The sequence below is a fragment of the Streptomyces sp. NPDC100445 genome (assembly GCF_044759735.1).
Classification (GTDB): domain Bacteria; phylum Actinomycetota; class Actinomycetes; order Streptomycetales; family Streptomycetaceae; genus Streptomyces.
In genome coordinates this window covers 20,300-45,209 of the sequence record NZ_JBIVZV010000004.1, presented here as the reverse complement: position 1 = coordinate 45,209, position 24,910 = coordinate 20,300, and the positions used below count along the sequence as shown (strand labels likewise).

Annotated in this window: 18 protein-coding genes and 1 pseudogene; 9 read left to right on the top strand and 10 right to left on the bottom strand. The window is 70.4% G+C overall.

All coding sequences use genetic code 11. The features are described from left to right. The first annotated feature begins 63 nt into the window (after positions 1-63). The 5 genes from ACIQVT_RS11930 (at position 64) to ACIQVT_RS11910 (ending at position 3,481) form a co-directional block, all read left to right on the top strand. Complete coding sequence (locus tag ACIQVT_RS11930) at positions 64-690, top strand: urease accessory protein UreD (RefSeq protein ID WP_403751035.1); 627 nt, start codon at positions 64-66, stop codon at positions 688-690. 174 nt (positions 691-864) lie between these two features. Next, entirely contained in the window at positions 865-1,371 is a 507-nt protein-coding gene (locus ACIQVT_RS11925) for a cupin domain-containing protein (protein WP_403751033.1), read from the top strand. Positions 1,372-2,139: 768 nt separating this feature from the next. After that, entirely contained in the window at positions 2,140-2,697 is a 558-nt protein-coding gene (locus ACIQVT_RS11920; RefSeq protein WP_403751031.1) for a hypothetical protein, read from the top strand. A 29-nt stretch (positions 2,698-2,726) separates the two neighbouring features. Then, complete coding sequence (locus ACIQVT_RS11915) at positions 2,727-3,224, top strand: hypothetical protein (RefSeq protein ID WP_403751029.1); 498 nt, start codon at positions 2,727-2,729, stop codon at positions 3,222-3,224. Between the two features lie 101 nt (positions 3,225-3,325). Beyond that, positions 3,326-3,481, top strand: coding sequence for a DUF6131 family protein (locus ACIQVT_RS11910; RefSeq protein ID WP_403751027.1), 156 nt, complete (start codon positions 3,326-3,328; stop codon positions 3,479-3,481). Between the two features lie 328 nt (positions 3,482-3,809). On the opposite strand, the pseudogene ACIQVT_RS11905 reads toward ACIQVT_RS11910, so the two are convergent. After that, positions 3,810-4,036, bottom strand: a pseudogene (locus tag ACIQVT_RS11905) (signal peptidase I); the annotation flags it as partial. A gap of 360 nt (positions 4,037-4,396) precedes the next feature. Here ACIQVT_RS11905 and ACIQVT_RS11900 point away from each other — a divergent pair. Then, positions 4,397-5,050 carry a phytanoyl-CoA dioxygenase family protein gene (locus ACIQVT_RS11900; RefSeq protein WP_403751025.1) on the top strand — a complete coding sequence of 218 codons (654 nt, stop codon included), beginning with the start codon at positions 4,397-4,399 and terminating at the stop codon, positions 5,048-5,050. A gap of 30 nt (positions 5,051-5,080) precedes the next feature. Further along, positions 5,081-5,506, top strand: coding sequence for a hypothetical protein (locus tag ACIQVT_RS11895; protein ID WP_403751024.1), 426 nt, complete (start codon positions 5,081-5,083; stop codon positions 5,504-5,506). Between the two features lie 51 nt (positions 5,507-5,557). Here ACIQVT_RS11895 and ACIQVT_RS11890 read toward each other — a convergent pair whose 3' ends face one another. After that, the gene (locus ACIQVT_RS11890) at positions 5,558-6,796 is read right to left on the bottom strand and encodes an MFS transporter (RefSeq protein WP_403751022.1); all 1,239 of its coding nucleotides are present in this window, start codon (positions 6,794-6,796) and stop codon (positions 5,558-5,560) included. A gap of 320 nt (positions 6,797-7,116) precedes the next feature. Here ACIQVT_RS11890 and tpg point away from each other — a divergent pair, with 320 nt between their 5' ends. Further along, on the top strand, positions 7,117-7,650 hold the full coding sequence (tpg, locus tag ACIQVT_RS11885; protein WP_403751020.1) for a telomere-protecting terminal protein Tpg: 534 nt from the start codon (positions 7,117-7,119) through the stop codon (positions 7,648-7,650). 271 nt (positions 7,651-7,921) lie between these two features. On the opposite strand, the gene ACIQVT_RS11880 is transcribed toward tpg, so the two are convergent. Further along, the gene (locus ACIQVT_RS11880; protein WP_403751018.1) at positions 7,922-8,875 is read right to left on the bottom strand and encodes a tetratricopeptide repeat protein; all 954 of its coding nucleotides are present in this window, start codon (positions 8,873-8,875) and stop codon (positions 7,922-7,924) included. A gap of 11 nt (positions 8,876-8,886) precedes the next feature. Continuing rightward, a complete protein-coding gene (locus tag ACIQVT_RS11875) occupies positions 8,887-9,513 on the bottom strand; it encodes a hypothetical protein (protein ID WP_403751016.1) in 627 nt (208 codons plus the stop codon). A 16-nt stretch (positions 9,514-9,529) separates the two neighbouring features. On the opposite strand from ACIQVT_RS11875, the gene ACIQVT_RS11870 reads away from it, so the two are divergent. Further along, positions 9,530-9,901, top strand: a complete 372-nt coding sequence (locus tag ACIQVT_RS11870; RefSeq protein ID WP_403751014.1) for a hypothetical protein — start codon at positions 9,530-9,532, stop codon at positions 9,899-9,901. Between the two features lie 18 nt (positions 9,902-9,919). On the opposite strand, the gene ACIQVT_RS11865 is transcribed toward ACIQVT_RS11870, so the two are convergent. The 6 genes from ACIQVT_RS11865 to ACIQVT_RS11840 all read right to left on the bottom strand — a co-directional run bounded on the left by ACIQVT_RS11865 (position 9,920) and on the right by ACIQVT_RS11840 (position 24,857). After that, entirely contained in the window at positions 9,920-10,057 is a 138-nt protein-coding gene (locus tag ACIQVT_RS11865) for a hypothetical protein (RefSeq protein WP_403751815.1), read from the bottom strand. A gap of 857 nt (positions 10,058-10,914) precedes the next feature. After that, a complete protein-coding gene (locus ACIQVT_RS11860; protein WP_403751012.1) occupies positions 10,915-11,835 on the bottom strand; it encodes a short-chain dehydrogenase/reductase in 921 nt (306 codons plus the stop codon). A gap of 34 nt (positions 11,836-11,869) precedes the next feature. Next, on the bottom strand, positions 11,870-14,077 hold the full coding sequence (locus tag ACIQVT_RS11855; protein WP_403751010.1) for an MMPL family transporter: 2,208 nt from the start codon (positions 14,075-14,077) through the stop codon (positions 11,870-11,872). Positions 14,078-14,288: 211 nt separating this feature from the next. Beyond that, complete coding sequence (locus ACIQVT_RS11850) at positions 14,289-16,043, bottom strand: ATP-binding cassette domain-containing protein (RefSeq protein ID WP_403751008.1); 1,755 nt, start codon at positions 16,041-16,043, stop codon at positions 14,289-14,291. A gap of 70 nt (positions 16,044-16,113) precedes the next feature. Next, on the bottom strand, positions 16,114-17,487 hold the full coding sequence (locus ACIQVT_RS11845; protein WP_403751006.1) for a hypothetical protein: 1,374 nt from the start codon (positions 17,485-17,487) through the stop codon (positions 16,114-16,116). Further along, entirely contained in the window at positions 17,484-24,857 is a 7,374-nt protein-coding gene (locus tag ACIQVT_RS11840) for an SDR family NAD(P)-dependent oxidoreductase (protein ID WP_403751004.1), read from the bottom strand. Before ACIQVT_RS11840 ends, ACIQVT_RS11845 begins: the two co-directional genes overlap by 4 nt. Positions 24,858-24,910 lie beyond the last annotated feature (53 nt).

The window sequence follows — 24,910 nt, the reverse complement described above, 5'->3', positions numbered from 1 at the left end:
CCCTTCCGTCTGCGCCGCCTTCGAGCCCACGAGGACCGGGCCCGGGTCTGCGTGCTCGGCGCGATGAGCGCACCGCTCGGCGGAGACCGACTCGCGCTCAACATCACCGCCGAGACACGGGCCCGCCTGGAAGTGACCACAGCCGCTGCCACCATCGCCCTGCGCGGCCCCACCACCGACCCCGCCACCTACGACGTACGGATCGCCGTCGGCGAGCACGCGTGCCTGAACTGGCTGCCCGAACCCCTGATCAGCACCCGTGGCAGCACGCTGCACCAGACGTTCGACGTGGACCTCGCCGCCACCTCCAGCCTGCTTCTCCGGGAGGAACAGGTGCTTGGCCGCACCGGGGAGCCGCCGGGCCACCTCACCACCTGCCTGACCGTACGGCGGGACGGCCACACCATCCTCGATCAGCACACCGCCTACGGCGATCCAGCACCCGCGTGGGGCGGCCCCGCTCTCCTGGGCGGCCACCGTGCAACCGGGCAGCTCGTCATCGTCCACTCGGAACCGGATGCCGATCAGAAGCCGTACGTCATCAGCGACGACCCGGCGAAGGGATACGCGGTCCTGGCCCCCCTCGTCGACGCCCCGGCCTGGGTCGCCACCGCCATCGCACCGACACCGGCCCTGCTGCGCAGCCTCCTGGACGCAGCCCTCGCGCACCTGCCCACGACGTCGGCATGAGCTGGCTGCCCGAGGGTTGTCGACCCACAGCCGGCGGGAGACCTGGGTGACGCAACGGCCCGTTGGCCGGGGCAACAGTCATCGGGACGCAGCGGCCTGCATGTCCAGCCGCCGTCACCGCCTGGAGCCGCGCCCGGTTGGAACAACACGCGACGCCTGGAGACGATATGGAACATGACGATTCTCGACAAGAACGAAGATGTACCCCGATTGGTGCGAGCTGATCAGACCGAGCGTGTGGGCGGCGGCGAGCTGCCATGGGCGGTCGAGCTGCTGCTGGATGCCGATCGGAGCGGCGGTCGGCTCTCCTGCCAGCGCTCGATCCTCGCCCCGGGCGCCGATGGGGCACCTCCCCACCGGCACGCCAAGTGCGCGGAGTGGTTCTACCTGATCTCCGGCCGTGCACTGTTCCTGGCCGAGGACCAGGTCATCGAGGCCGGTCCGGGTGACAGTGTCTACATCCCTCCGGGGTCGGTGCATGCGTTCAAGGCGGTAGAGGGCAAGGAAGCGGACCTGGTGGGAGTCTTCGCTCCAGCAGTGAACCGGTTCGGCTACTACCGGCTGATGGCCGACTTCCGGGCCGGGCGCGTACCGCACTCGGAATTGGAGGCGGCCCAGGAGCGTTACGACAACTTCTTCGCCACCTCGGCCGTATGGGACGCGAGGACCAGCGCTGGCTGAGGCGTCCGCCCGGTTCCTTGCGTCTTCGCCCCGACATCGGCGGCCTGCCGCATCTGTCGTCCTACGTAGGCGGTCCCGCGCCGCTGCCGCTGCCCGGGCCGGATAGTCGGCTTCCCCTCCTCAGGTGTGGGGACGGGGCCCGGCGATGCCTTGTAAGCACCAGCCGGTTATCTTCTGGCAGGACACCCCCTCTTGCGCTGAGCGCCGACCCTCCTCCGAGTGCTGGGATCACCGGACGCGACGTGCCGTCCGGGGCTGCGCCGAGGTCCGACAGCGCACCTCGACCGGGGTGAATTACCATCTATAGGAAATTCACACCCTTTTATTACTATTCGGTGGACATCGAATGTGGTGCAGGCCAGGGTGACAGGCCAATCTCCTCCCCGCTCCACTTCGCCATCGGGAATCGCGTGCCGCATCTCGGACAGTCCGCCCGGTCAGGCCTACCAGCGCGTGGGGCTGTTCGCCGAGCCCGAACGGGGTGGGGCGGGCGGGAGGCGGCGGCCATCTCTGAGGGTGTGGAGTGCCTGGGTGGGCTGTCGACGGTGAACCGATCCGGCACGCCCTGCGCGACTCGACTTGGCGTCGATGGCGGCCCTGTTGCCGCTCGGCAAGCGGTCCTTCGGCGACTCCTGCGCGTGATGAGGGCTCACGATCAGGGCCGGGCGAGCTGCCGCGAAGGCTTGTTTCTGAACTATTTCGGGTATTCCATTAAGAGGTGACTTGTCCTGCTTTCGGGAGTCAGGTAGTCGGGCGGAAGGCGGTCCGATGTCTACAGGAACTCTTCTGGCGATCGTCATTCCCGCTGTGGTGGTTGTGGCCCTGATCGTGTCGGCCCTTGCTCTGTTCATGCGGCGTCGGAGGCTGCGTGAACGTTTCGGCCCGGAGTACGAGCGGACGGTCGAGGGAGCCGACAGCCGATCCGCCGCCGAGCGGGAACTCAGCGAGCGCGCGAAGCGTCATGACGAGCTCGACATCAAGCCGCTGCCGGACAGGGCCCGGGACCGCTTCTCCCGGGACTGGAACAACGTGCAGCAGGAGTTCGTGGACCGGCCGGAGGATGCAGTGCACGACGCGGACCGGCTGGTGACCTCGTTGATGCAGGCGCGCGGCTACCCCACCGAGGGCTTCGAGCAGCAGCTGAAGGACCTCTCGGTGGAGCACGGCCGCACCCTGGAGCACTACCGGGCCGCGCATGAGATCGACACGCTCAGCGTGGAACACAAGGCCACCACCGAGCAGCTGCGCAGCGCCATGGTGCATTACCGCGCTCTGTTCGATGAGCTCCTCTCCGACGGCGGTCAGAGCCGCCATGCCCCGGCCTGACACCCGTACCGGCCACAGACGGAGGCGTCATGCAGCACGACAACGTACCGGAAAGCTCTGACAACGGCCTGTCCACCGAGGACTTCGCCCAGCCCCGGCAGACGGCGGACGAAGCGCCGGATGCCCCGTCATCGCCCCCGGTCTTCCCCGGTGAGGGCGACGAGCGGGCCGCCACCGGCAACCAAACCGGCTCCCCTCCCACGGACGCCCCCGCGGCAACAGAGCCGACGGCGGGACAGAGCGCGGAAACCGATGAGATACCCCAGCTGCTGAAGCCGCACGACGAGGACGATTTCCGCAAACGCTGGGAGAAGATCCAGAACACGTTCGTCGACGACCCCCGCCAAGCCGTACAGACAGCCGACAGCCTGGTCGCCGACGTCATGCAGAAGCTCGCCACGACGTTCGACGAGCACAAGAAACAACTGGAAGAACAGTGGAACCGCAGCGGCCAAGCGGACACCGAAGCCCTGCGCACAGCCCTGCGCCACTACCGGTCATTCTTCAACCGCCTGCTCACCACCTGACGACCCCACCACCACGCGGAGCCGACAGGACAACAGCCTGCGACGCCTACCCTGCGCCGCCCTCAGCGGCCGGCACACCGACCGCAGAACAAGGAGCCACCGTGATCGCCCTCGGCATCATCCTGCTCGTCGTCGGGTTCCTCCTGCACATCGGCATCCTGTGGACGATCGGGATCATCCTGCTCGTCATCGGGGTCATTCTGTTCCTCCTCGGCTCCGTGGGACACGCCGTCGGCGGCCGACGCCACTACTGGTAGCCGTACCGGACCACCCGGCCAGCGGCTCAACCTGCGGTCGGCCGGGGAAGGCTGCTGAGGGTCCGTCATGCGCCCGAGATCACCAGCGGGCGACGGGGTGTCAGTCAACGGCTCGGAGCCGTTCGAGAAGCTCGGGTCTGTGCGTATCGCGACAGTTCGGGTTCGAGGTCGCGGATGACTCCGTGGAGGCCATCGTCGCGACGTTGGGCTGACGCTCGCCCCGTGACACGCCAGGCACTCGACCCTGCGTCGCCCGTCAATACCCTCGCCCAACCCTCGAGCGTAGGAAGTAGCGGCTCGACATACGCGGCAGTGGACCGAACCATGGTCAGGTCTGCAGTCGCACCTGATCCTGCTCCGTCACCGCATAGCCGGGCACGGACGGCCACCGAACGGTCAGCACCACGATTCTTCCTCTGCCAACCATGTGTGATCGACCCCTCGACCCCATACGACGTAGTCACCCTGCTGTTCCAGAAGGACGCTCCGACCTGGGAGTTCGACACGGAAGCGCCCGCTGATGAGAACGAGGAGAGCTGTGCGTTCCTCACCCTTCGCAAGATGATCAAGCTCGACCGGCACGGTGCACAACAGCGGCCGGGACGAGATCCTCGGGCCTCTCTCGAACCTCAGGCGGCGTGAAACTCGTGGGCGGGGCCGCCGTGCCACTCCACCCACTGCGGGTCGTCCAGGATGGCATCGGGGTCGGCGACGCCGGCGCCCTCGAGGGGCACGACCAGGTCGTGGTCGCTGTAGGCGGTGCGGTGGGGCCGGACACAGCGAGAACGCCCAACTGCGACGGCCAGTGCGTTACAGGAAGCGGACACTCCACTTACGGAGCGTATTGACGCATCTGGGGTTCGTCGGCAGTCCGGTTGGGACTGGCACCGGCATTCTCGGCGGCCCGGGAGATGCATGAGCAACTCTTCGTCACGCACACAGCTCTTAGCCCAGGTCGGCTACTTCTCTTTCGGCCCCTGGGCGGATCCGGAAAGGACGAAGGTGCTGGGGATCGCGCTCGGCGCCCACCCGCCAGTGCTGCCGAACCCGCACCTTGCGATCCCCGAAGTCGCCGAGCTCGTCGGAACACCCGAGATCACCCGCATCGTCTCTGCGTGCATCGGCGACGAGCTGTGGGTGGAGAACACCTTTCTCATCACCAAGCCGCCCGGGGAGATGACGATCCCGCCTCACCAGGACGGCATCAACAGCCGCCTCGTCCTGAACCCGCAGCGTTCTCTGACCGTGTGGCTGGCCATCACTCCCGCCACGCAGCAGACCGGGTGCCTGCACGTGTCGCCGGGCTCGCACCACGGCGGTTACCGGCCCACGGAAGTGGCGAACCTGCCCGGCAAGCCGCTGACGATCGCGGGTCCGATCCCGGACGACTGGGTGGCGGTGCCCGCCGATGCCGGAAACGGACTGGTCATGGACAGCCGTTTGATCCACCACAGCCCGCAGAACCGCACCTCGACATCCCGCGTCGGCCTGAACATCCGTTACGTCGCGCCGGGCGGCATCACCATGCGCGACGGCAGCCAGCCCACGCACCTCACTCCCCTTTCCTGAACCTCAGTGCCACGACAGGAGGAATCATCCATGTCCACGGTCTCGATGTTCGACACTGGCGTAGAGCCACTGACCCGCGTCCTCGTGCTCACTGGCAGCGACGCCGACCGCCCCAGCGACGAGAAGCCCATCGCGTTCTCCGACTGCCGGTACTACTGCCCGGACGAGGCAACGGTCCGCAAGGTGGCAGAAGCACTGCGCGAGTCCGACGAGCGGCTGCCCGCCCGCCCCGAAGAACTCATGCTCTGGGAGTGGAACATGACCTGGTTCGAACCCGAGCCGGGCAACCCCAACGGCGGCGGAACGATTCTCCTGGGCGTGTCCTGGTACGACGAGGACTTCTACACCGAGCGCAAGGGTGCCTGGTTCGGCACGATGCACAAGCGCATCTACCAGCAGCTGGGGGTGCCCATGGAGAACGTCACCGTGACCCACTGGCACGCCGACACAGACTGACGCTGGTGCGTGACAGGGTCCCAGCCGCGTCTGCGGCTGGGACCCTGCGTGCTACCCGGCTTCCGCGGGGGCTGACTGCCTCGCCGGTGCTGCCCGGCGGGCCCACTGCAGCACCAAGATGGCGTAGGCGCTCAGCGCCAGCCCCGTGACGACGAACGCTGTCCTGGGCGCGGCCTGCACGTACAGGGGGACGACCAGCATGCTCAGCGTTCCCGCCGCCCGGATGACCATCTGATCGCCGGCCAGGACCGACAGCCGGGCCGCCTCGTCGAAGCGATGTGCCAGGAACGTGTTCAACGACACGCCGGACAGGGGGGAGACCAGCCCCGAGCAGCCGGCCAGCAGCCAAAGCACCCACAGCCCCTGGGCGGCTCCCATGGCGGCGAGCGCAACTCCCTGGGCGCCCCAGGAGAAGCAGTACGCCCCGATCATCCAGCCGCCCAGGCGCAGGTTGCCGGTGGCCAGGTTACCGACCATGGCTCCGGCAGTGGTGATGGCGGTCAGGAGTCCGTAGGCGCCCGCGTCGCCGTGGAATTGGGTGGTGAGCAGGATCGGCATGCCGATGGCCGGCGCGGACGAGGCGAAGATGCCGACCGCGTGCAGCGACAGGGCTGCGGCCACGGTCGGCTGCTGGCGCAGCAGGGGACGCAGCGCAGGCAACGGCCCCGTAGGTGCCGTCGGGGCGGTGGCCGCGGTGGCGCGTTTCGAGCTGGCGCGTCCGATCAGCCCCAGAGCCACGGAGGAGATCGCGAAGCCGCCGGCGGTCAGCAGGTAGAGGTCCACTTCCTTGAGCACGCCCAGCAGCGCGCCGACCAAGCCGGGCCCGGCGATCCGGGCGATCCGTACGGTCAGGTCGAACAGCCCCATCACCGCCTGGTAGTGCTCCATGTCCACCAGCCGTGGCAACAGCCCGGGCAGCACCGGGTCGAACAGCGCGCCCAGACAGCCCATCAGGCCGGCTACGCCCAGCAGCCAGGCGGTGCGTGCACCGGGAGAGACCGCCCACAGCACCGGCAGCACCGCGGCGGCCGCGGCCCGCGCCATCTCCACCAAGGCCAGGCGGCGCAGGGACGCCATGGCGCTGAGCAGTCGGCGTCCTAGCCAGCCGACGAGCACGTAGGGCAGTGATTCCACCACGGCGACCAGTCCCATCAGCAGGCCGTTGTGGGTGGTCTGCCACATCAGCCACATCACGGCCAGCGCGTACAGGCGCCCACCCATCACAGCTAGAAGCTGCGATGCCCACACCGCGGCGATCCGGCCGTTGCGCAGCAACCTCAGGTAGCTCAAGGAGCCCTCCCGGTATGGGTACAGCTTCGATGAGAGCACAGGGCACCTGCCGCCACGGCGCGATTCCGGCGGGAGCCGATCGCCCCGGGCTGGCTCCGAGTCTCCTTCACTCGCGCAAAGGGCACCTGCCGCCACGGCACGAGTGTCGCTTGTCTCGCAGCTGGCGGCGAAGGCGGGCGATCTCCGCAGCCTGGGCCTGGGCCTGGTGGTGTTTGCTTGCCACGCTCTGGCTGAGATTCGGGCTGGTCGGCCAGCTACGGCAGCTCACCTCACTGCTGTAACCGCCGCATGCGCGCACCTGCCGCCACGCCACGTTCACGTTGCCGGGCGACGGGTGCACATCAAGTCGATCATGCCCCGGCCAACCGTCCTGCCCTCGCTCCGCGTCACGGCTGGACGGTGGAGATCGTCCCCATGGTGTTACGGCCGGCTGGACACGGACCACCGCGGTATTCGGCTGGACTCGGATGTCGAGCTCCGGGCGGTGTAAGGATCAGATCCGCCGGCCCCGCGCCGACCTCGCCCAGCGCCTGGCCGACGCGGTCCGCGCCCGCTGGCAGCCCCGCATCCGCGAACAGGCCCGCCGCCAGGCCGCCACCAGCACCGGTCTGGTCATCGACACCCGGGCCCAGTTCGGGTTCACCGCGGCGCCCGGCACCACCGACGATGCCCGCCTGCGTCACCTGACCCTCGCGCTACCGCCGGACTACGCAGCCCGCGTGTTCGACGCCCAGCAGGCCCGCGCCGGGGAGCAGCAGCTGCGCGGCATCACCGCCAAGGGCCTCGCCCACGTGTACTTCCGCGACGGCGGCCGGCGCGCCCAGGAGCTGAGTGATCCTCCGGCCCGCCCATGACGACAGCGGCCCGGGAGGGCGTTGGGCGGGCATGATCCGACGAGTCATCGGCGCGGCCGCCGTGACGGCCGCTGTCCTCGCCACGGTGGTGGCGGCCTCGCCGGCCCCCCGGCTCCCGTACAGCCCAAGCCCCGCGCCTGCAACTCTGAAGGGGCTGCCGAGCAGCTGCGCACTACCGCTCCCGTGCGCCTGCTTGCGGGTAAGGGCACCCGCTACCGGTCCTTGGCCGTCCTGGCGAGGAGCACCGACTTCGTGCCCCAGTGCTGGGGCGTCACGTCTCGCCGAGAGCGAGCCGGAAGCTGGCCGCGTGATCGGTGAACGCGTCAGGATGGCGGGCGCGGAGCTGGTTGTAGCGGGCTTCGGCCTGTTCCCTCCAGTGCCGGCCCTCGTCGGTCCGTCCTGTCGCGTTGAGGAGGATGGTGAGCTGTGCGGGGTAGTCGGGGTCGTCAGTGGATGTGACGAGTGGTCTGAGCCGTGTGATGGCCGATGTGGTCTCTCCCAGAGCTGCTTCGATTTGGGCGTAGCAGCCTAGGGCGGGGGCCATGTCCGGCAAGCGGTGGAGCGCGGAGTCGAACCAGAGGCGGGCTTGGGAGAGGTCGTTCTGCTGCTGCCACATCCGGCCGCGGTGAAGGTCCAGCAGCGCCAGGGGGAAGGGGGCTGACTCCGCGGTAGCGGGAGCGGCTTTCGGTGAACAGGTGCTCGGCGGAGGTGATGTCGGTGTGCTGGGCACACAAGCCGGCCAGCGCACCGAGGTCTGGAAGTCGCGGCGGCGCCGCACAGCCTCGTGGAGGAGTCGCCCGGCCTCGTCGTAGCGGCCGAGGGCCTGGTGGACGGCGGCCCGTTCGGTGTCCACTTCGGTGGTGTCCGCACCGAGCCGCTCGGCGGTGGCCAGGTCGGCCAGGGCGGGCGCGAAGCGGTGGAAGACGGCTCGCGTCCGGGCGCGCGCGAGGAGGGCGAGGCCCTGCACGGGCTCGTCGGACACCAGCGAGGAGGCTGTCCGCTCGACTTGTTCGTAGTCGGCGATGCGGCCCAGGACCTGCCCGCGCACAAGGAGCAGGTCCACCAGACCGGCGCGATCGACGAACGCCAGCCGATTCCGCTCGGTCAGCGTCTGCCGTGCGCTGATCTGGGCCTGCAGATTCACCAGCGCGATGACCCCGCACGTGGTGACCGGCTCGCCGGTGCCTGGCCGCCCGGCGAGGGCTTCGGTGACACGGGGGGCCATGGGCACGGCCGCTAACGCGATGTCGGAGACGCGGAGGGGAAGTGGAATTCTCCGGGGGCGGGATTCGGCGGAGCGAGGAACGGGAAAGTCCGCGCGGCGTTCCGGCTCGGCTCGTCGACACCGTCGCGGATGCGAGGCCCGGCCCCGCCGTTGATCAGCAGCGTCAGAAGGGTGTCGATGATGTCGTCGTCCAGCCACCGGCCCCCGCAGCTTCGCGGTTCCTCGCCGCGAAGCAGCGCCTGCTCGATCTCGAGGAAGCTTCCCTCCTCGTGCGGCCTGGAGATGTCGACGACGAGAAAGTCGGCCAGGAACATGTCGGTCAGCGGATGACCCCCCTCGCTAGTCGCCGGCCAAGCCACGTCGCCGTCGAGACGGTCGTAGAAGGCAAGGTTGGCGTCGACGCGCGCCCGGTAGGTGTCGAGATAGGCAGGAGCGAGCCGGAACGCGTCCTCGTTGTTATAAAGGTCGCGGATTTCCAGCTTCCTGGCTGCGTAGGTCAGAAGCAGGAACGGTTGTTGGCAGATTCTGAGAACGACCGTGGGGTGACAGCTCTGAAGATGTTGGTGAGAAGTAAGAACAGGACGGTGCTCTCGTCTCGCGGTCTGAGCTCCGGGTTCCCGGACCGTCAGTTCGTCCATGAGGGATGATCCCCTCATGGACAGAATTGTCGATCTTGATGAGGTGGCCAAGGTTCTGGCCGGGCAGACGGTGGGCTGGAGGTCGGCCGGCTTCGAAGTGGGCCAGGTGACCTGGAGAGACGCCGAGGCGTCGTGGCCTCAGTCTCTGGAGACGGACAGGGCTCGGGTGCATGATCCGGAGTCGGTTGGCGTGGTCATCTCTGGTCCGGGTGAGGCCGAGCTGTCGGTTGTACTTTTCCGTGGCGGCTGGGCCGACGTCGATTTCGTAGCCCGCCTCGACGACTCTGGTTCCCTCCCTGCCTCGGACATTGCCTCAGCATCAGATTTCGAGACCCGGATGAATCAGTGGGTGGCTCGTGCCTTCGGAGTCCGCGGCAGCGTTCAGTGAGCGCTGATCCGTCTCGGTTCAGATGGCAGGCTGCTGTTCGGCGCGGGCGCGGGTGGTGGCGAGGCGGTAGGAGTCGGTGCCGGTCTCGATGATGTTGCCGGTCCTGGCGTCACGACGGATCGCCGCGTACAGATCGACCTTGGACTTCGGTAACATCCGGGCCCCCTCGTCGTGCAGAGCCCAACCAGGGTCCCGAATCAAGCACCGGGGTGTTCTCGAAACTCAGCAACATCACTCTTCAGTGGAAGAGGGCGTTCCCGTGGTTGAGCTACAGACGTTCTCGCAAATCGCCGACAAAGCCAAGCTTCCGGTTGACCTGGTCCAGGTTCTTCAAACCCAGGATCACGTTCTTCATCTCGGGACGGCCGATCCTCCGGATCATCAGACAATGGAGACACGGGGAAAGGCTGGCGCATGAAAAAGTATCGCCAGTCGACCGGTGCCCATGCAGTGGGCGGGGAACGGTGACCCGATTCCCGGCCGCAGCCCGCCGGCCCAGGGCTTTCGACAACGCAACAACCTACGTCGGCCGGGTGCCACTGTCCTGGCGAGACAGCTCGTGTACGCGCGACGGTTTCGGAGCGCCCAACCCCGAAATCGGCGCCGCATTTTCCGCTCACCATCCGTGGCCGCGCGGAGGTGCTGCTCGGCTTGGCCGCAGCCCTGCCGAACGCTCGATCGCCCCCCGGGTTCCGCCTCTCGTTCACATAGTGCCGACCGGGGCACACCGGACGGAACACTGACCCGGTTGCCGGGCCGCCAGGCACCGTTCATCGTGGGGACAGGGACACCGGCACGCGCTGAGGAAGGCCGGCCGTCGGCTCGACGCGGACGGTCTCGACCGAGCGGCCCTCAGCCGATGGTCGATCACGACGTCTGCCGTCCCGCCTGCGGCCGGTGACTTTTCGCGGCCATCGGCAGGAGGCCGGAAGGAGAGCGCCGGGGCGGTCCTTTAATGAAGGGTGAGTGGTCCGACCGTGCCGGCGATCAGCGCGCTGCCCAGGTGAAGTCCCTCAGTGAGCACACCGGTGGTGTCCAACAGCTTGGTATCCGCACCCCGGACCACAACCGCTCTGGCCACGGACATCCCGCGCACCGCTCTCCAACGACCGCAACAATGACTGGAGAGGCTTGTGGCGGATCAAGGCCCGGTCGATGAGCGGGTTGACGATACCGCGCAGTACCCCGACCGGTTGCCAACGGCGGGGAACGGTGATGCTGGCTGCGCGGCGTTCAATACCCCGCACGGCACGGTCCGCCACAAGCTCGGGCTCGATCGAGTGGGCGAACAGACGGGGAAACGCGGCTTGGCGCATCTGGGTTGCCAGCAGGTCTGCGCCGAAGGCCACTCGGGACATCGTGGTCTCCACCCAGCCGGGATAGAGCACTCCAGCCGTTGCCCCGCAGCCGGCCAGTTCCACCCGCAGCGCGCGGACGAGCTGCTCGACCGCGGCCTTCGACGCCGCGTAGGGGGCGTTGACGGCGCCATTGACGTAGGCGTAGACAGACGCGTTGACGAGGACGTGGCCGCGGCGCGCGACGACGTACGGCAGGGCCGCGCGAACTGTGCGCCACGTGCCCAGGACGTTGACCTCGATGATGCGCTCGAACAGCGCGGGCTCGATGGTCGCCATAGTGGCCGGACGAGCGGGAGCGATGCCCGCGTTGGCGAAGACGACGTCCAGTCCTCCGAAGCGGTGCACGGCGCGGGCCACCGCCTCGTCCAGAGCCGCTGGATCGGTCACGTCGGCGGTCAGCGGCAGTACCCGTTCCTCCCCGAGCCGTCGTGCCAGCGCCGACAGCGCGGTGGTGTCGCGGCCCAGCAGGACGACATTCGCCTCCCGGGCGTGCAGCGAGTGGGCGGTGGCCGTCCCGATGCCGCCGGTCGCGCCGGTGATGAGGACTGTCCTGCCGGTGAGGCTGTACCGTGCCATGTCCTGTGTCCCTGGGGTGCGTTGGGGGCCGTGCCTACCGGTTGTCCGGGGATTCGCCGCTCCCGGCCGCCGCCGTGACGGAGTGACGTGCGGGCGCGGTTTGCCGGTGCAGCGTCGGGGTCCACCAGTTCGCCCGGCCCGCCAGCTGCATTACCGCGGGGACGAGCACGCCCCGCACGATGGTGGCGTCGAGGAGGACGATCGCGGCGATCGTCGCACCCAGGACGACCAGGAGACTGATCCGGGCAACCATCAGCGCTCCCATGCTCACGGCGACCACCAGGGCGGCGGCGGTGAACAGCCGGCCGGTGTGCTCGATTCCGAACACGATGGAGGCGGTGTTTCGTCGTGTACGCCGCCACTCCTCCGCCATGCGCGAGACGAGGAAGACCTCGTAGTCCACGCAGAGGCCGAAGGCGAGGGCGGCTGCCAGCAGCGGCATCGTGATCTCCAGCGTGCTCCCACCTTCGCCGGCCGGGGCCCCGAGGACGTGCAGGCGCTGGAAAAGCAGCACCATCAGTCCGATTGCCGCCCCGATGCTGAGGCCGCCCAGGACCGCGGCCTTCACGGCGACCAGCACGCTCCGGGTGAGGATCAGGAGCATCACGAACACGCCGCTGAGCATCAATGCCGACCACCCGCCGAGGGCCCCCGTCACGGCCTGCCTGGTGTCGGCGAGGTGCACGGCGGCGCCGGCGACCTGCGCCGGCCCCGGCGGGGTCGTACCACGTACCGCCTCGACCAAGGCGGCGGTGCCCGGCGACTGGGCGGCATCCGCCGCGAACACCACGACCAGTGTTCCGCGCCGCCCGCCCGCCTCGATGTGCCGTGTGGCGGTGAGCCGCCCGCCGGTGTAGTCCCCGGTCTCGGTGCTTACCTGGGCCGCGCCGGGAAGCGCTGCCAGGTGGCGGGCGTAGGCATCCAGCCGGGCCGCGTCGGTCGCCGGGTCCATCTGCGGCAGCACCACCGTGAGCTGCCGGTCGGGGGAGTGGGCGAAGTCGTCCCGGATGGCGTCCGCGGTCGTACGGGCCTCGGCATGGCGCGGCAGGATGGATTCGTCCATCAGCGAGGGCCGCAGCCCGACAGCGGGTGCCGCCAGCCCCAGCAGCACGGCAGACCCAGCCAGCGCCCACAGCAGAGGCCGCCCGGTCACCGTCACCGCGATCCGGCGCCAGACGGGACTGCCCGCTGCGGGGGTGGCGCGGGGACGCCAGGGCAGGCGGAAGGACAGGGGCGCGCCGTCGAGCCTGCCCCTCAGGGCCGCCACCAGGGCGGGGATCAGGAAGAGGGTGCCCAGCGTGCAGAACCCGACGACGACGAGCGAGGCGATCGCCAGCGAACGGATCAGCCCCAGGGGGAAGACGAGGAGGGACGCCATGCACCACGCCATGGTCAGGGCGCAGAAGACGACGGCACGTCCAGTGGTGGACATCGACTGCCCGATGGCTGCCTCTGGGCCCAGGCCGCGGGCCCGCTCCTCGCGGTACCGGGAGAGGGTGAACAGCGCGTAGTCGACGGCCAGTCCGAAGCCGAGGGCGCAGCTGAGGTTGACGGCGAAGACCGAGACCGGCATCAGGTGGGTCACCGCCGCCAGCAGGGCCAGGGCCCCCGAGGCCGCGATCAGCCCGATGCCCAGGGGTACGAGCGTCGCGCTCAGGGAGCCGAAGGCCAGCGCCAGGACGATGAACGCCGCGGGCAGGGTGAACAGCTCCGTGCGCAGCAGGTCTCGTTGCGCCTGGTCGGTGGCGGACACGTTGATCCAGGCGGGACCGCTCACCGACAGTGCGAGTCCGGGGGCGGCGGTCCGCAGGGCCGGTACCAGGGTCCGCGCGGTGTGCGCGGTCTCGGACTCGCCGCCTTTGAGGTCGATCCGCAGCAACGCGCCCCGGCCGTCCTTCGCACGGAGCGGATCCAGTCCCGTGTTCCAGTACGACAGCGCGGAGGCGACCCCCGGGGACCGCGAGGCCAGTTCGGTCAGCCGCCGGCCCTGTTCCGCGACCTCGGGCGAGTCGACCGGGCGGCCGGAGCGGGCGTAGAGCACGAGGTCTGGTGTGCCGGCCCCGAACTGTTGGGCGGCCTTCTCGGCCCGTTGCGCCGGTGTACCGTCGGCGATGACGCCGCCGTTGGACCACGGGGTGCCCGCGTTCAGTCCCACGCCGGCGCAGAGCACGAACAGGCAGGCCGCCGCCCCGAGCACCAGTCGGCAGTGCCGGAACGACCACCGGGCCACGGCGTCCAGCACCCCCTCCTTTTTCCCGGTGTAGTCATCTGGGAACGGTGTCGGGTGAGGTCCGGCCGGGGGCACGGCGAGCTCGGCGGGATCGCGCCGTCGCAGCACAGGACGGCGCGCGGTGGAACGACACGCCGCGGAGGCCTTCTCCGCGGCGAGCGTGGTGCTTTCGGTCTTCTCATCGGCCATCGACTGAACCATTTCTTCTGCGGGGGCGGGTCGCTCAGGGCCACGACGGGACCGGCTCGGATGGACGTGTGGCGCGGCGACGGCTCCCCTGGGCGGCGGGCGGAGGGGCGATCGTGATGACGTGGGCCGCTCCCCGCACCGAGTCGGGACGGTGGGTGGCCATGAGGACCGGCCGAGTGGCGGCCAGCCGGCTCAGGGTGGCGAAGACGTGCTGCTCACCGTCGGTGTCCACTTGTGAGGTGGGCTCGTCCAGTACGAGGAGGTCGGCGTCGGCGAGCAGGGCGCGGGCGAGCGACAACCGCTGGCACTGCCCGCCGGACAGCGCACGGCCGCCGCCGAGCCCGGTGCCGAGGCCCTGCGGGAGTCGCTCGACGGCCTCGGCGAGGCCGACCGCGTCCAGTGCGTCCCACAGCACGCGGTCACTTGCTTGTGGTCCGCATCCCATGTGCAGGTTGTCCCTGATCGTGCCCTCCCACACGGCGAGGTGCTGCTCCACGAAGGTGACGCGGCGGCGCAGCTGTGGCAGCGGCCAGGAGCCGACCTCCCGGCCCAGGACGTGGATCTGCCCGTGGTCGGTACACAGCAGGCGGGTGATCAGCGCGAGCGCCGTGGACTTGCCCGCGCCCGAGGGGCCGACGAGGAGGGTGATGCCCGTGTCGGGGACGGCGAAGGAGACGTGGCTGAGTACCGGCGCGGAGTCGGGATGGGCGAAGGAGACGTCGTGGAAGGTCACCGCCCCGCGGGCCGCGGTGCAGGGCCGGCGGGCCGGTCCCGGCGGTGATGGCGTGTCCGCCTCGGCCGGGGAGGCGAGCAGGGCCGCGAGCCGGCGGCGGGCGGCCTGTCCGGTGCGCAGCTGCCCCGTACCCAGGGCGATGACGGTCAGCGGGGAGGCGAGGCAGAACAGCAGGAGGAGGAACGTGCTGGCGGCCTGAAGGGACAGGGTTCCGGCGCCGACGCGGTGGGCGGCGGTCACCGTGACGGACGTCAGCGCCAGTTGCTGGGCCAGTCCGACGAGCGGGCCCACGACCGCCTGCAAGCGGCCGGCCGCGGCGGATACGGCGCCGTAGTCTGCCGCAGCGCGTTCCAGGGTCGCCGCGGCCGCCGTCTCGTAGCGGTGGGTCTTGATGGTCGCCAGGGTCTGCAGGCAGTTGAGGAGGCGCTGGTTCAGGCGGCCGAGCGTCTGGAACTGGGTGGCCGCCACGCGTCGGGTACGGGCCAGCACGACGGCCAGTGGTCCGCCGGCCAGGGTGAACGAGCCGACCGTCAGGAGCGTGAGCTGCGGGTCCAGGCGCGTCATGGCCACGAGCACGGCGAGGACCCCGAATACGGCCGCCGGGAGGTGGACCAGGCCGGACTCCATCGCGGCGCGCACCTGGGCCGTGTCGTACAGGAGCTGGGCACCGAGATCACCCGCTCCCCGCGTGCGGACGTCATGGAGCGGCAGGCGCAGCATGTGGTGGGCGAGCCTTCTGCGCAGCTCGAGGAGGACGCCTTCCCCGGTGCCGGCCAGCAGCCGGCCGCAGCCGGCCTGGCAGGCGTACGCACCCAGCGTCAGGACCGTCAGCACGGCAGCGGGCTCGACGACCGGTTCACCGCGGAGGAGCGCGGCCAGCGTGCCGCCGAACGCCCAGGGCAGGGCCAGGAGGATCCCGGTCGAGCACCAGGCGAGCACGGCGGCGAGGGCCAGCGCGGTGCCGCTGCCGCGCACGACGCCGACCGGGCCCAGGAGCCGCATGGCCCCGGGTGCGGTGACCGGCCGGTGGCCGCGCCGTGCGCTACGAGGACGCATCGGTGCAGCCGCCCCGGTCGTTGCCGGGCGGACCGGAGGCGATCGTCACGGGCGGTGCCCTCCTGCCCGCCTACAGCGGCTGGTCGACATGGTCGGGCGTGTACGTGACGGAGCGGGCGTAGGCGTCCAGCAGTCCCTCAAGCGGTTGTTGGGGAAGGCCGGGTTTCCACAGTTCGACCGCCATTTCGCCGTGGTAGAGCATCGGCCAGCGGACGTACCGCCGCAGGTCCCCGGCGTCGTTGACGGCCCGTGACCGGGCGACGGTGTCCGCGGCGACCTCGGCCATCAGGTCAGTACCGCAGCCGAAGCCGTAGGGGTACAGCTCGCGGTTGGGGGGCACGGACTCGATCACCGTGGCATCGGCCCGGCTGACACCCACATGGGCGTGTACGCCGCCGCGGATCAGGGGGGCGGTGCGTTCGCCGTGGGGGTCGGGCACCCAGTGCCCGTCCGCCGACCGGCTGAGCCGGACGGTGGGGACTGCGGAGAGCAGGGCGCACACTTCCCATGCCTCCACCGACGGGCCCTTGGGGTCGAGGCCCTCAGGGGCGAGGACCCGCAGGCGGTCGTTGAGGATGTGCGGGTGGAGGAGGGTGACCTCGTCCTCGCGCAGTGCGCGCTTGTCGACGTCCCAGCTGCCGGACGCGGTGACCACGACGGCGTCAAGGCCGGGGTCGTAGAGGAACAGCATGCCTTCGCTGAGGCGTTTCCACCCCATGTACTCGCGGTACAGCTGGGCGAGGGCGTCGGAGACGTAGCGGTCGATGTGGACCGGTTCCGGCAGCAGGCCGAGTTCGCCCATCCGCCGCCCCGCGGCCGCTAGCTGGCCTGGTGCCGGGGAGTCGGCCCAGGCGATGGCTGGCAGGGCTCCGTGGACCACGTCGTAACGGTCGCCGACGTCCCGTGCGCAGGCGGCGGTGACCAGCCGGTCGCGGATCCGGTCGGCCAGCTCCCCGGTCTCGGTGGGGTGACCGCCTTCCAGCGTGAACAAGGTGGCCTCCCGTCCGTCCTGGCCGAGGAGCACCACGCGCGGGGCGGCGGTCCGCCCCATGACCGTGCGGCCGATCTCGACCGCGTCTGTATGTCCCAGGCCGGTCAGCCGCTCGGCGACCTGGGCGATCACGACCGTCCGGCGCGAGCCCACGCGCAGCCCCAGTTCGCCGCAGGTCCGGGCGCTCAGCGGAGGGGTCTCTTCGGGAACCCGGTCGCACAGCGGTTCGGGTCCGGAGGGGATGTGGCTGACGATCAGCAGCAGGTCGACATCGCCGTGCGAGGACTCGACGACGCTGTGTCCCTGTTCCTCGAAGGCCGCCATCAGCTGGCGGACGAAGACACCCAGGGCGCTGTCGTGCGGGTGCGCCTGCCCGGCTACCTGCACCACCAGTGGCCGCCACCAGGGCAGTTCGTCCAGCTTGGCCGCCGGGCGGCCCGGAACGCCGGTCATCGGGCGCCTCCGCTGACCAGCGGCAGGACGCGGCGCGCGAGGTCGTCGAGACAGCTCGCCGCGATGAGTTCCAGTACGGGCACGGTGCATCCCAGCATGCGGTCCACAGCGACGGAGAGCTCGACGACCATCAGCGAGTCGAGTCCCAGCTCGTCCAGCTTGCAGGTGCGGTCGACCCTTTCTGGGGTGGTCTGCAGGACCTCGGCGACCAGAGCCGTCAGCTCCGCGCAGACCAGGTCCGCCGCCTCGTCATCCGCGAGTCCGGCAAGCCGGGAGCGCAGTGCGTCGGCGCGGCTCACCCCCGAGCGGTTCGCGCTGTGCAGATAGGCGGCGAAGGCGGAGCGGTTGAGGCCGGCGAACAGCTGCCCCATCCGTTCCCAGTCCATCCGGCCGAAGACCGCGACGTCCGGTCCATGTGCGAGCTGCCGTTCAAACGCCTGCCAGATTTGGGCCGGCGTGACCGAGCCGAACCCCATGCGGTGCAGCGTCGGCGCCAGGCCGCTGCGGACCACGAAGCCGGTCTCGGCGACGCCCCCGAGGACCTGGGCGGTGCCGGGCCGGCCCTCGGCACGCCGTCGGCGGACCAGGGCTTCCAGGTAGGCGTTGGCGGCGACGTAGGCGCCCTGGGTCTTGTTGCCGCCCAGGGTGGTCACGGATGAGCACACCTGGAAGAAGTCCAGGTCACGATCCGCGGTCAGCTCTGACAGTACGGCGGCTCCGCGTACCTTCGGATGCAGGACCGCGTCGAACCGTTCGGCCGTCAGCTCCGCGAGCGGGGCGTCGTCGAGCACCATGGCGGCGTGCAGGATGCCCCGCACCGGGTGCCCTGCGCCGTCCGCGTCGGCGATCACCCGTCGCATCGCCTCGCGATCGCCTACGTCCGCGGCGACCGCGGTCACCTGTGCCCCCGCCTCCTTCAGGCGCGTGAGCAGCGCCGGCGCCTCGGGTGAGTCCGCGCCGCGTCGTCCGACGAGGACGAGGTTACGGGCCCCCCGCCGCACCAAGTCCTGCGCCAGGGCAGCACCGAGTCCGCTCAGCCCGCCGGTGACCAGGTAGCTCCCGGCGGGGTGCGGTTCCACGGGCGGCACCGGCTGAACGACGGGCACTGGCTCCCCCAGCTCGATGACGATCTTGCCGAGGTGCTTGGAGTGGCGCAGGGACCGGAACGCCTCCGCGACCGCTTCGGCGGGGTACACCTGGTGCGGCAGCGGTCGGTAGCGGCCGTCGGCGACGCGGCGGCACAGCTCGGTGAACTCCTCCGCCGCGGCCTCCGGCAGTTGCTCCGGCAGGCTCGCCACATCGACCCCGAAGTAGGCGATGTTGCGCCGGAACGGGCCGAGGAGCAGTGGTGTGTTGGCGTACAGGTCACGCTTGCCGAGTTCGATGAACCGGCCACCGGGGCGCAGGCACTCCAGCCCGCGGGCGATGGCCTCGCCCGCCAGGGAGTTGAGCACCACGTCCACGCCTTGGCCGCCGGTCAGTTCGCGGACGTCCTCGGCGAAGCGGAGGTCCCGCGAGTTGAGGACGTGCGGGACGCCGAGCATCCGCAGCAGGTCCCGTTTGCCCGGCGTGCCCGCGGTCGCGACGACCTCGGCGCCGACCGTCCAGGCGTACTGCAGGGCCGCCAGGCCGACCCCGCCGGCCGCTCCGTGGATGAGGACCCGTTCCCCTTCGCGCAGGTGGGCCAAGTGCTCCAGCCCGTACTGAACGGTGAGGAACACTGCGGGCAGGGTGGCCGCTTCGGCGAAGGACATGCGTTCCGGGATTCGGCCCAGTTGCTGTGGCCGCAGGACGACGTGGGAGGCGAACCAGCCGACCCCGGTGCCGAAGACCCGGTCCCCCGGGGCGAGGTCGGTCACGCCCTCTCCGACGGCGACCACCTCGCCTGCGCCCTCCAGGCCCAGGGAGGGCCCTTGGAGGCCGGGCATGGGCTGGTCGTCCGGGATGAGGCCGGTGGCCAGCATGACGTCGCGGTAGTTGAGGGCGGCGGCACGCACGGCGACCAGCACCTCACCGGCCGCGAGGCTTGGGGCGTCTTGGGGTTCCCACACCAGACGGTGCGACATGCCGGGGTCGTGCAGGCTCAGCCGGTAGCCGTCGGCCTGCCGACGAAGTGGCGGTGCGACCGTGGTGAACCGGGGGACGAAGCGGCCGCCGCTGGTCAGGACGATTTCGTGTTCGGTTCCTGGATCGCGCAGTTCGGCGAGCAGCCGTGCCGCGTCCCGATCGGTGTCGCCGGAACGCTCCAGGGAGATCATCCGCACCGTGACCGCGGGATATTCGCTGCCGACGGTACGGCCGAGCGCCCACACGGCTGCCGCCTCGGGTGTCTGCGGGCGCTCGGGGGCCGGGAAGACGCCGGTCGGCGGCAGGACCAGCCAGACGGTGATGTCCTTGCAGGCGCTCAGGCCGGCCATCGCGTCACGTACGCGGCAGGCCGCGGCGGTGATGGCGTCGGCCGGGTCGGACGCCGAGCCGGTCAGCTGGGCTTCGTCCAGGAGCAGGACCAGGTGCACGGCCGCGTCCGGGTCGGGGGGTACGGCCGCCGCCCAGTCGGTCGTCAGCGGTAGAGACCGGGTGCCGAGGGCGTCGGCGAGGCGGTCGGGCAGCTCGCCGGGTGCCGCCGCCACCAGCCACCGGCCGTCCGGGACCGGTCCGGCGGGAGGCGGCTCGCAGGCGGGCGCGGCAGGCGCGGGGCGTCGGGCGAGGATGACCGAGTCGCTCGCGCGCGGGGCGTCCGGCGCCTCGCCGGTGCAGGTCACCGTGTCGAATCCATGCGCGGCGAGCAGGCTCTTCCATTGCTCGCGCTGGAGGAGGGGGGAGCTCTTGCGGAGGTCGGTGTCCGTGTAGTCCCAGTAGTCGTCCAGCACGCCGAAGAACGTGGACACCCAGTTGCTGTCGTGGCTCTCCAGTGCGAGCAGCATGCCTCCGTCGGCCAGCAGTCCCCCGAGCCGGTCGACGGCCGCTCCCACGTCCTTGGCGGTGTGCAGGGCGTTGGCGGCGATCACCAGGTCGAAGTGGCCCGGCCGGTAGCCCTGTCCGCTTAGTTCTTCGTCCATGTCGAGGGTGCTGTACTCGACGAAGTCGTATGCGGCGAACCGGGCCTTGGCTCTGGCGAGGAAGCCGGCGGAGCGGTCGGTGAACAGGTAGCGGGTGCGTTCGGGGGGCAGCACGGGCAGCAGCGCGGCGGTCATGCCACCGGTGCCGGCGCCCACCTCCAGGATGCGCAACGGCCGGTCGGCGGGCCAGTGGTCGGCCACCGCGCCGAGCAGCTGCGCGGCGTAGGCGTTGTGCAGGCGCAGGTTGGAGGCGTTGCTGTAGAGCTGGGTGAGGAAGTGCTGGTCGGCCTCGCCGAAGAGGACCTCGCGCGGATCCTCCTCCCCCCGCAACAGTTGCGGCAGCCGTAGCCCGCAGCGCAGGCCCGGCAGTGTCATGGTCAGCGCCTCGGGCAGGTCCGCGATCAGGGCGCGGATCCCCTGCCGGGTGTCTGCGACGGGGGACGGCCCGGTGAGGCGCCAGCGGTCCCCGGGCACGCGGTCGGCCACGCCGAAGTCACACATGAAGCCTGCCAGTTGACGCAGGTAGGGGCGGAACTTCGGCAGTGCGCCGGCCTCGCACAGGTCGTCGACGCAGAACTCGTCGCGGCCGGGGAGTAGTTGCTCTACTGCCCGCCGGGCGAAGACCGCCGCGATCTCCGCGGCGCGGGCTGTCACCTGCTCGTAGCGGTCATCGATCCGGCTGCGCAGGCGTGCCCGTGCGGAGGCGGTTCGTGCCAGTAGTTCGGCGGGCGCGGGAAGCGGCACGGGTGCGGCGGCATCCCGCGGCGCCGCCCGGAGAACCAGTTCCTGCAATGCTGTCGGATCGCCGGTGTGCTGGTCGAAACGGCGCAGCCGACAGCCCTCCAGCTCTACGCAAACCCGGCCGTCCTGGTCGGTCAGCGACACGTCCCAGATGGCCTCCCGGGCTGTTGCCCTGGCGAGCCGCAGGTGCAGGTACCCCTCGGGAGCCGGCCGGTGCCACAGGCGTACGGCCGTCAACTGGGCGGGCAGGAACAGCGCGCTGCCGGTCAGTTCGGCCAGGATCGGGGCTCCGGCCTGCAGGGCGCCGTCGGTCAGGACGGGGTGGGCGAGGTAGTCGTCCGTGTCCTGGTCGCTGCGGTACGGGGCGAGCAACTCTCCCTCGCCGGTCCGGAACCCCGTGAGGACCTGGAAGGCGGGGCCGTGTGTGATGCCGCTGTCGACCAGTCCCTCGTACAACGCGGCGGCCGGCAGTGTTTCGGGGCCGAGCCGGTCGCGCAGCGCGGGCAGGTCGAGCGGCGCCGGCTGCGGGCGCAGCAGGCGGCGAACCCGTCCCTGTGCGTGATGCTGCCAGGGGCCGTCCACTCGTGTGCGGCTGGCGATGGTCACGGTGCCGGTGCGGGGTTCGACACTGGTCTGGAGCAGCAGGTCGTCCGTGCTGTCGGGGCCGGGCAGGATGCAGGCGCTGGTGATGGCGAGATCGGTGACTTCCAGCTCGGTCGTGTCCAGGAGTTGGCGGCCGGCCGCGAGCACGGTTTCGAGATATCCGGTGGCGGGCAGCACGGTGGTCGGGCCGACCCGGTGCTCCGCCAGCCAGGGCGTGCGCACTGTGCTCAATACGCCGTGCCAGGAGGGCTCGGCTGTGATGGCGCGCTGGCCGAGGAGCGGGTGCAGTGTCACCCCGTCGCTGGCGATGCCGGACCACCAGCTGGGCTCCGCGTTCCAGTACCGTTCGCGCTGCCAGGGGTAGGCGGGCAGACCCACCGGCTCGGCGGGCTCGGGGAAGTACCCACGCACGTCGACTTCGGCGCCGGCGGCCAGCAGGTGGGCGACGGCACCCCTGAGGGCGGTGGGACCGTCGGCACGCCGGGAGCCCGTCTTCACGACCTCGCAGTGTGAGGAACCGCCCTGGGTCAGGCGGCGCAGGTAGGGGCCGAGCACCGTGTGCGGCCCGATCTCCACGAAGACGTCGAAGCCTTCGGCTGTCAACGCCTCGACGGCCGATGCGAACCGCACGGGTTCGCGGACGTTTCGCCACCAATACTCGGCGTCCATCGGCCGGGCGCCGGTCAGGAGGCCGCCAGTCACCGTGGAGGCGAACGGCATCGCCGGCGCCACGGGCGACAGGTCGGCCAGAGCACCGAGCAGCGGATCCCTGATGGGATCCATGGCGGAGCTGTGGAAGGCGTAGTCCAGGTCGAGGCGGCGTACAAACACGCCCCGCTCCTGCAGGCGTTCCCCGAGCAACTGCACTTCGGTGGCCCGCCCGGCGACCGTGGTGTCGCTACGGCTGTTGATCCCGGCCAGCTCCAGGTGCCCGCCGTACCTGGCCAGTTCGGCGGTCAGCTCTTGCTCGGACAGTCCGACAGCCGCCATGTGTCCCGTACCTGCCGTGGCCTCCTGCGCCCAGCTGCGCGCGGCTACCACTCGCGCGGCGGCCGCCAGGTCGAGCGCACCGGCCACACAGGCGGCGGCGATCTCCCCGACACTGTGGCCGACGACTCCATCCGGCTGGATGCCGTGGGCGCGCAGCACTTCCACGACGCCGAGTTGGTAGGCGAACAGCAGCGGCTGCGCCACGTGCGTCGACTTCAGCCGTTCCGCGTCGCCCGCCGCCATCGCCTCGACCACCGACCAGCCCAGCAGCGGATCCAGTACGTTCGCCACGTTCCGCACCGCTTGCCGGAACACGGGGTCGGTACGGAGCAGCTCCGCCCCCATGCCGGGCCATTGCGATCCGTTGCCGGAGAAGGCGAAGGCCACCCGGCCGTTCTGCACGGCCCGGGCGGTGGCCAAACCTGCTGCGGGACGTTCGCCACGGGCGGCTCCCATCAGGGCCGACGCCGCCTCCTGGCCGGTCTCGGCCAGGACCACGGTCCGGTGGTCGTGCCTGGCCCGACGGTGGAGGGCGGTGTATGCGAGGCCGTAGAACATGCCAGGATCAGCCTGCGCCAGTCTCTCGGCCAGCCGGTCGCACGCTTCGGCGAGCGCCTTCTCTCCCCGGGCCGTGACCATCACGGGCAGCGGGCCCCTGCCCGTTGGCCGAGGGCCGGAGCCGGCCGGAGCCGGACCCAGCAGCACATGGGCGTTAGCGCCGCCGAAGCCGAAGGAGTTGACCCCGACCACGGCTGCGGGGGTCACCTCGACGTGCTGCGGACGGACCGTGGGGCTGAGGTTGAGCTCCTGGAACCCGATGCGCGGGTTGAGCGGTTCGGCGTGCAGCGTGGGCGGCACCACGCCGTGCCGGAGCACGAGGATCGCCTTCAGCAGTCCGGGAATACCGGAAGCCGGTTCCAGATGGCCGAGATTGGTCTTCACCGATCCCACGGGCAACGGACCGACCGTACGCGGTGCTCCCAGCGCACGGCCGATGGCCTCGCACTCGATCGGGTCGCCGATCGCGGTTCCCGTCCCGTGCGCCTCCATGTAGACGAGGCGGTCCGGATGCACGGCCGCTTTCGCGTAGGTGGAGGTCAACAGGCTCTGCTGGGCCTGCCCGTTGGGCAGGGCGATGCCGGAGGTGCGGCCGTCGTTGTTGGCTCCGCTGCCGAGGATGACCGCGTGCACGCGGTCGCCGTCGGCCAGGGCATCGGACAGCCGCTTCAGCAGGAGCAGGCCGCCGCCTTCAGAGCGGACGTATCCGTCGGCGTCGGCCGAGAAGGCCCGGCACCGGCCGGTCGGCGACAGCATCGACGCACCGGAGAACCCGGTGAACACCCAGGGGACGAGGAGGATGTTGATGCCGCCCGCCAGGGCCAGCCGGGTCCGGCCGGATGACAGGTGCTCGCAGGCCCGGTGGATTGCGGTCAGAGCCGAAGAGCAGGCGGTGTCGAGCGCCAAGCTCTCCCCGTGCCAGTCCAGCAGGTGCGAGATGCGGTTGGCCGTGTTGGCGATAGCGACACCCGACATCGAGTAGACATCGCCGATGACCGGCCTGAGCTGCCCGAGACTGCCGAAGTCGTGACTGGAACAGCCGACGAAGACTGAGCCGTCAGACCCGGCGCAGTCCGCCGGGTCGACGCCGGCGTCGTCGAGCGCCTCGATCGCCATCTCCAGCAACAACCGCTGCTGCGGATCCATGTGCACGGCCTCCCGGGGCGAGATGCCGCGGAAGAACTCGCAGTCGAAACCCTGGATGTCCGGCAGAAAGCCCCCGGCCATGGTGTACGACCGACCGGGCCGGCGCCGGCCCCCGTCCAGGAAGTCCGCCTTGTCGAACCGGTCGGATGGGACCTCGCCGACCAGATCCTCCCCCTTGGCCAGGACGCTCCACAGACCGTCCAGATCGCTGACACCACCTGGCAGTCGGCAGGCGGTTCCGATCACGGCGACGGATTCAGCCGGCTCAGCCATGGAACTCCTCAGGGATCGCGTGCGCAGTGCGGAAGAAGATCACCGGAAGTCTT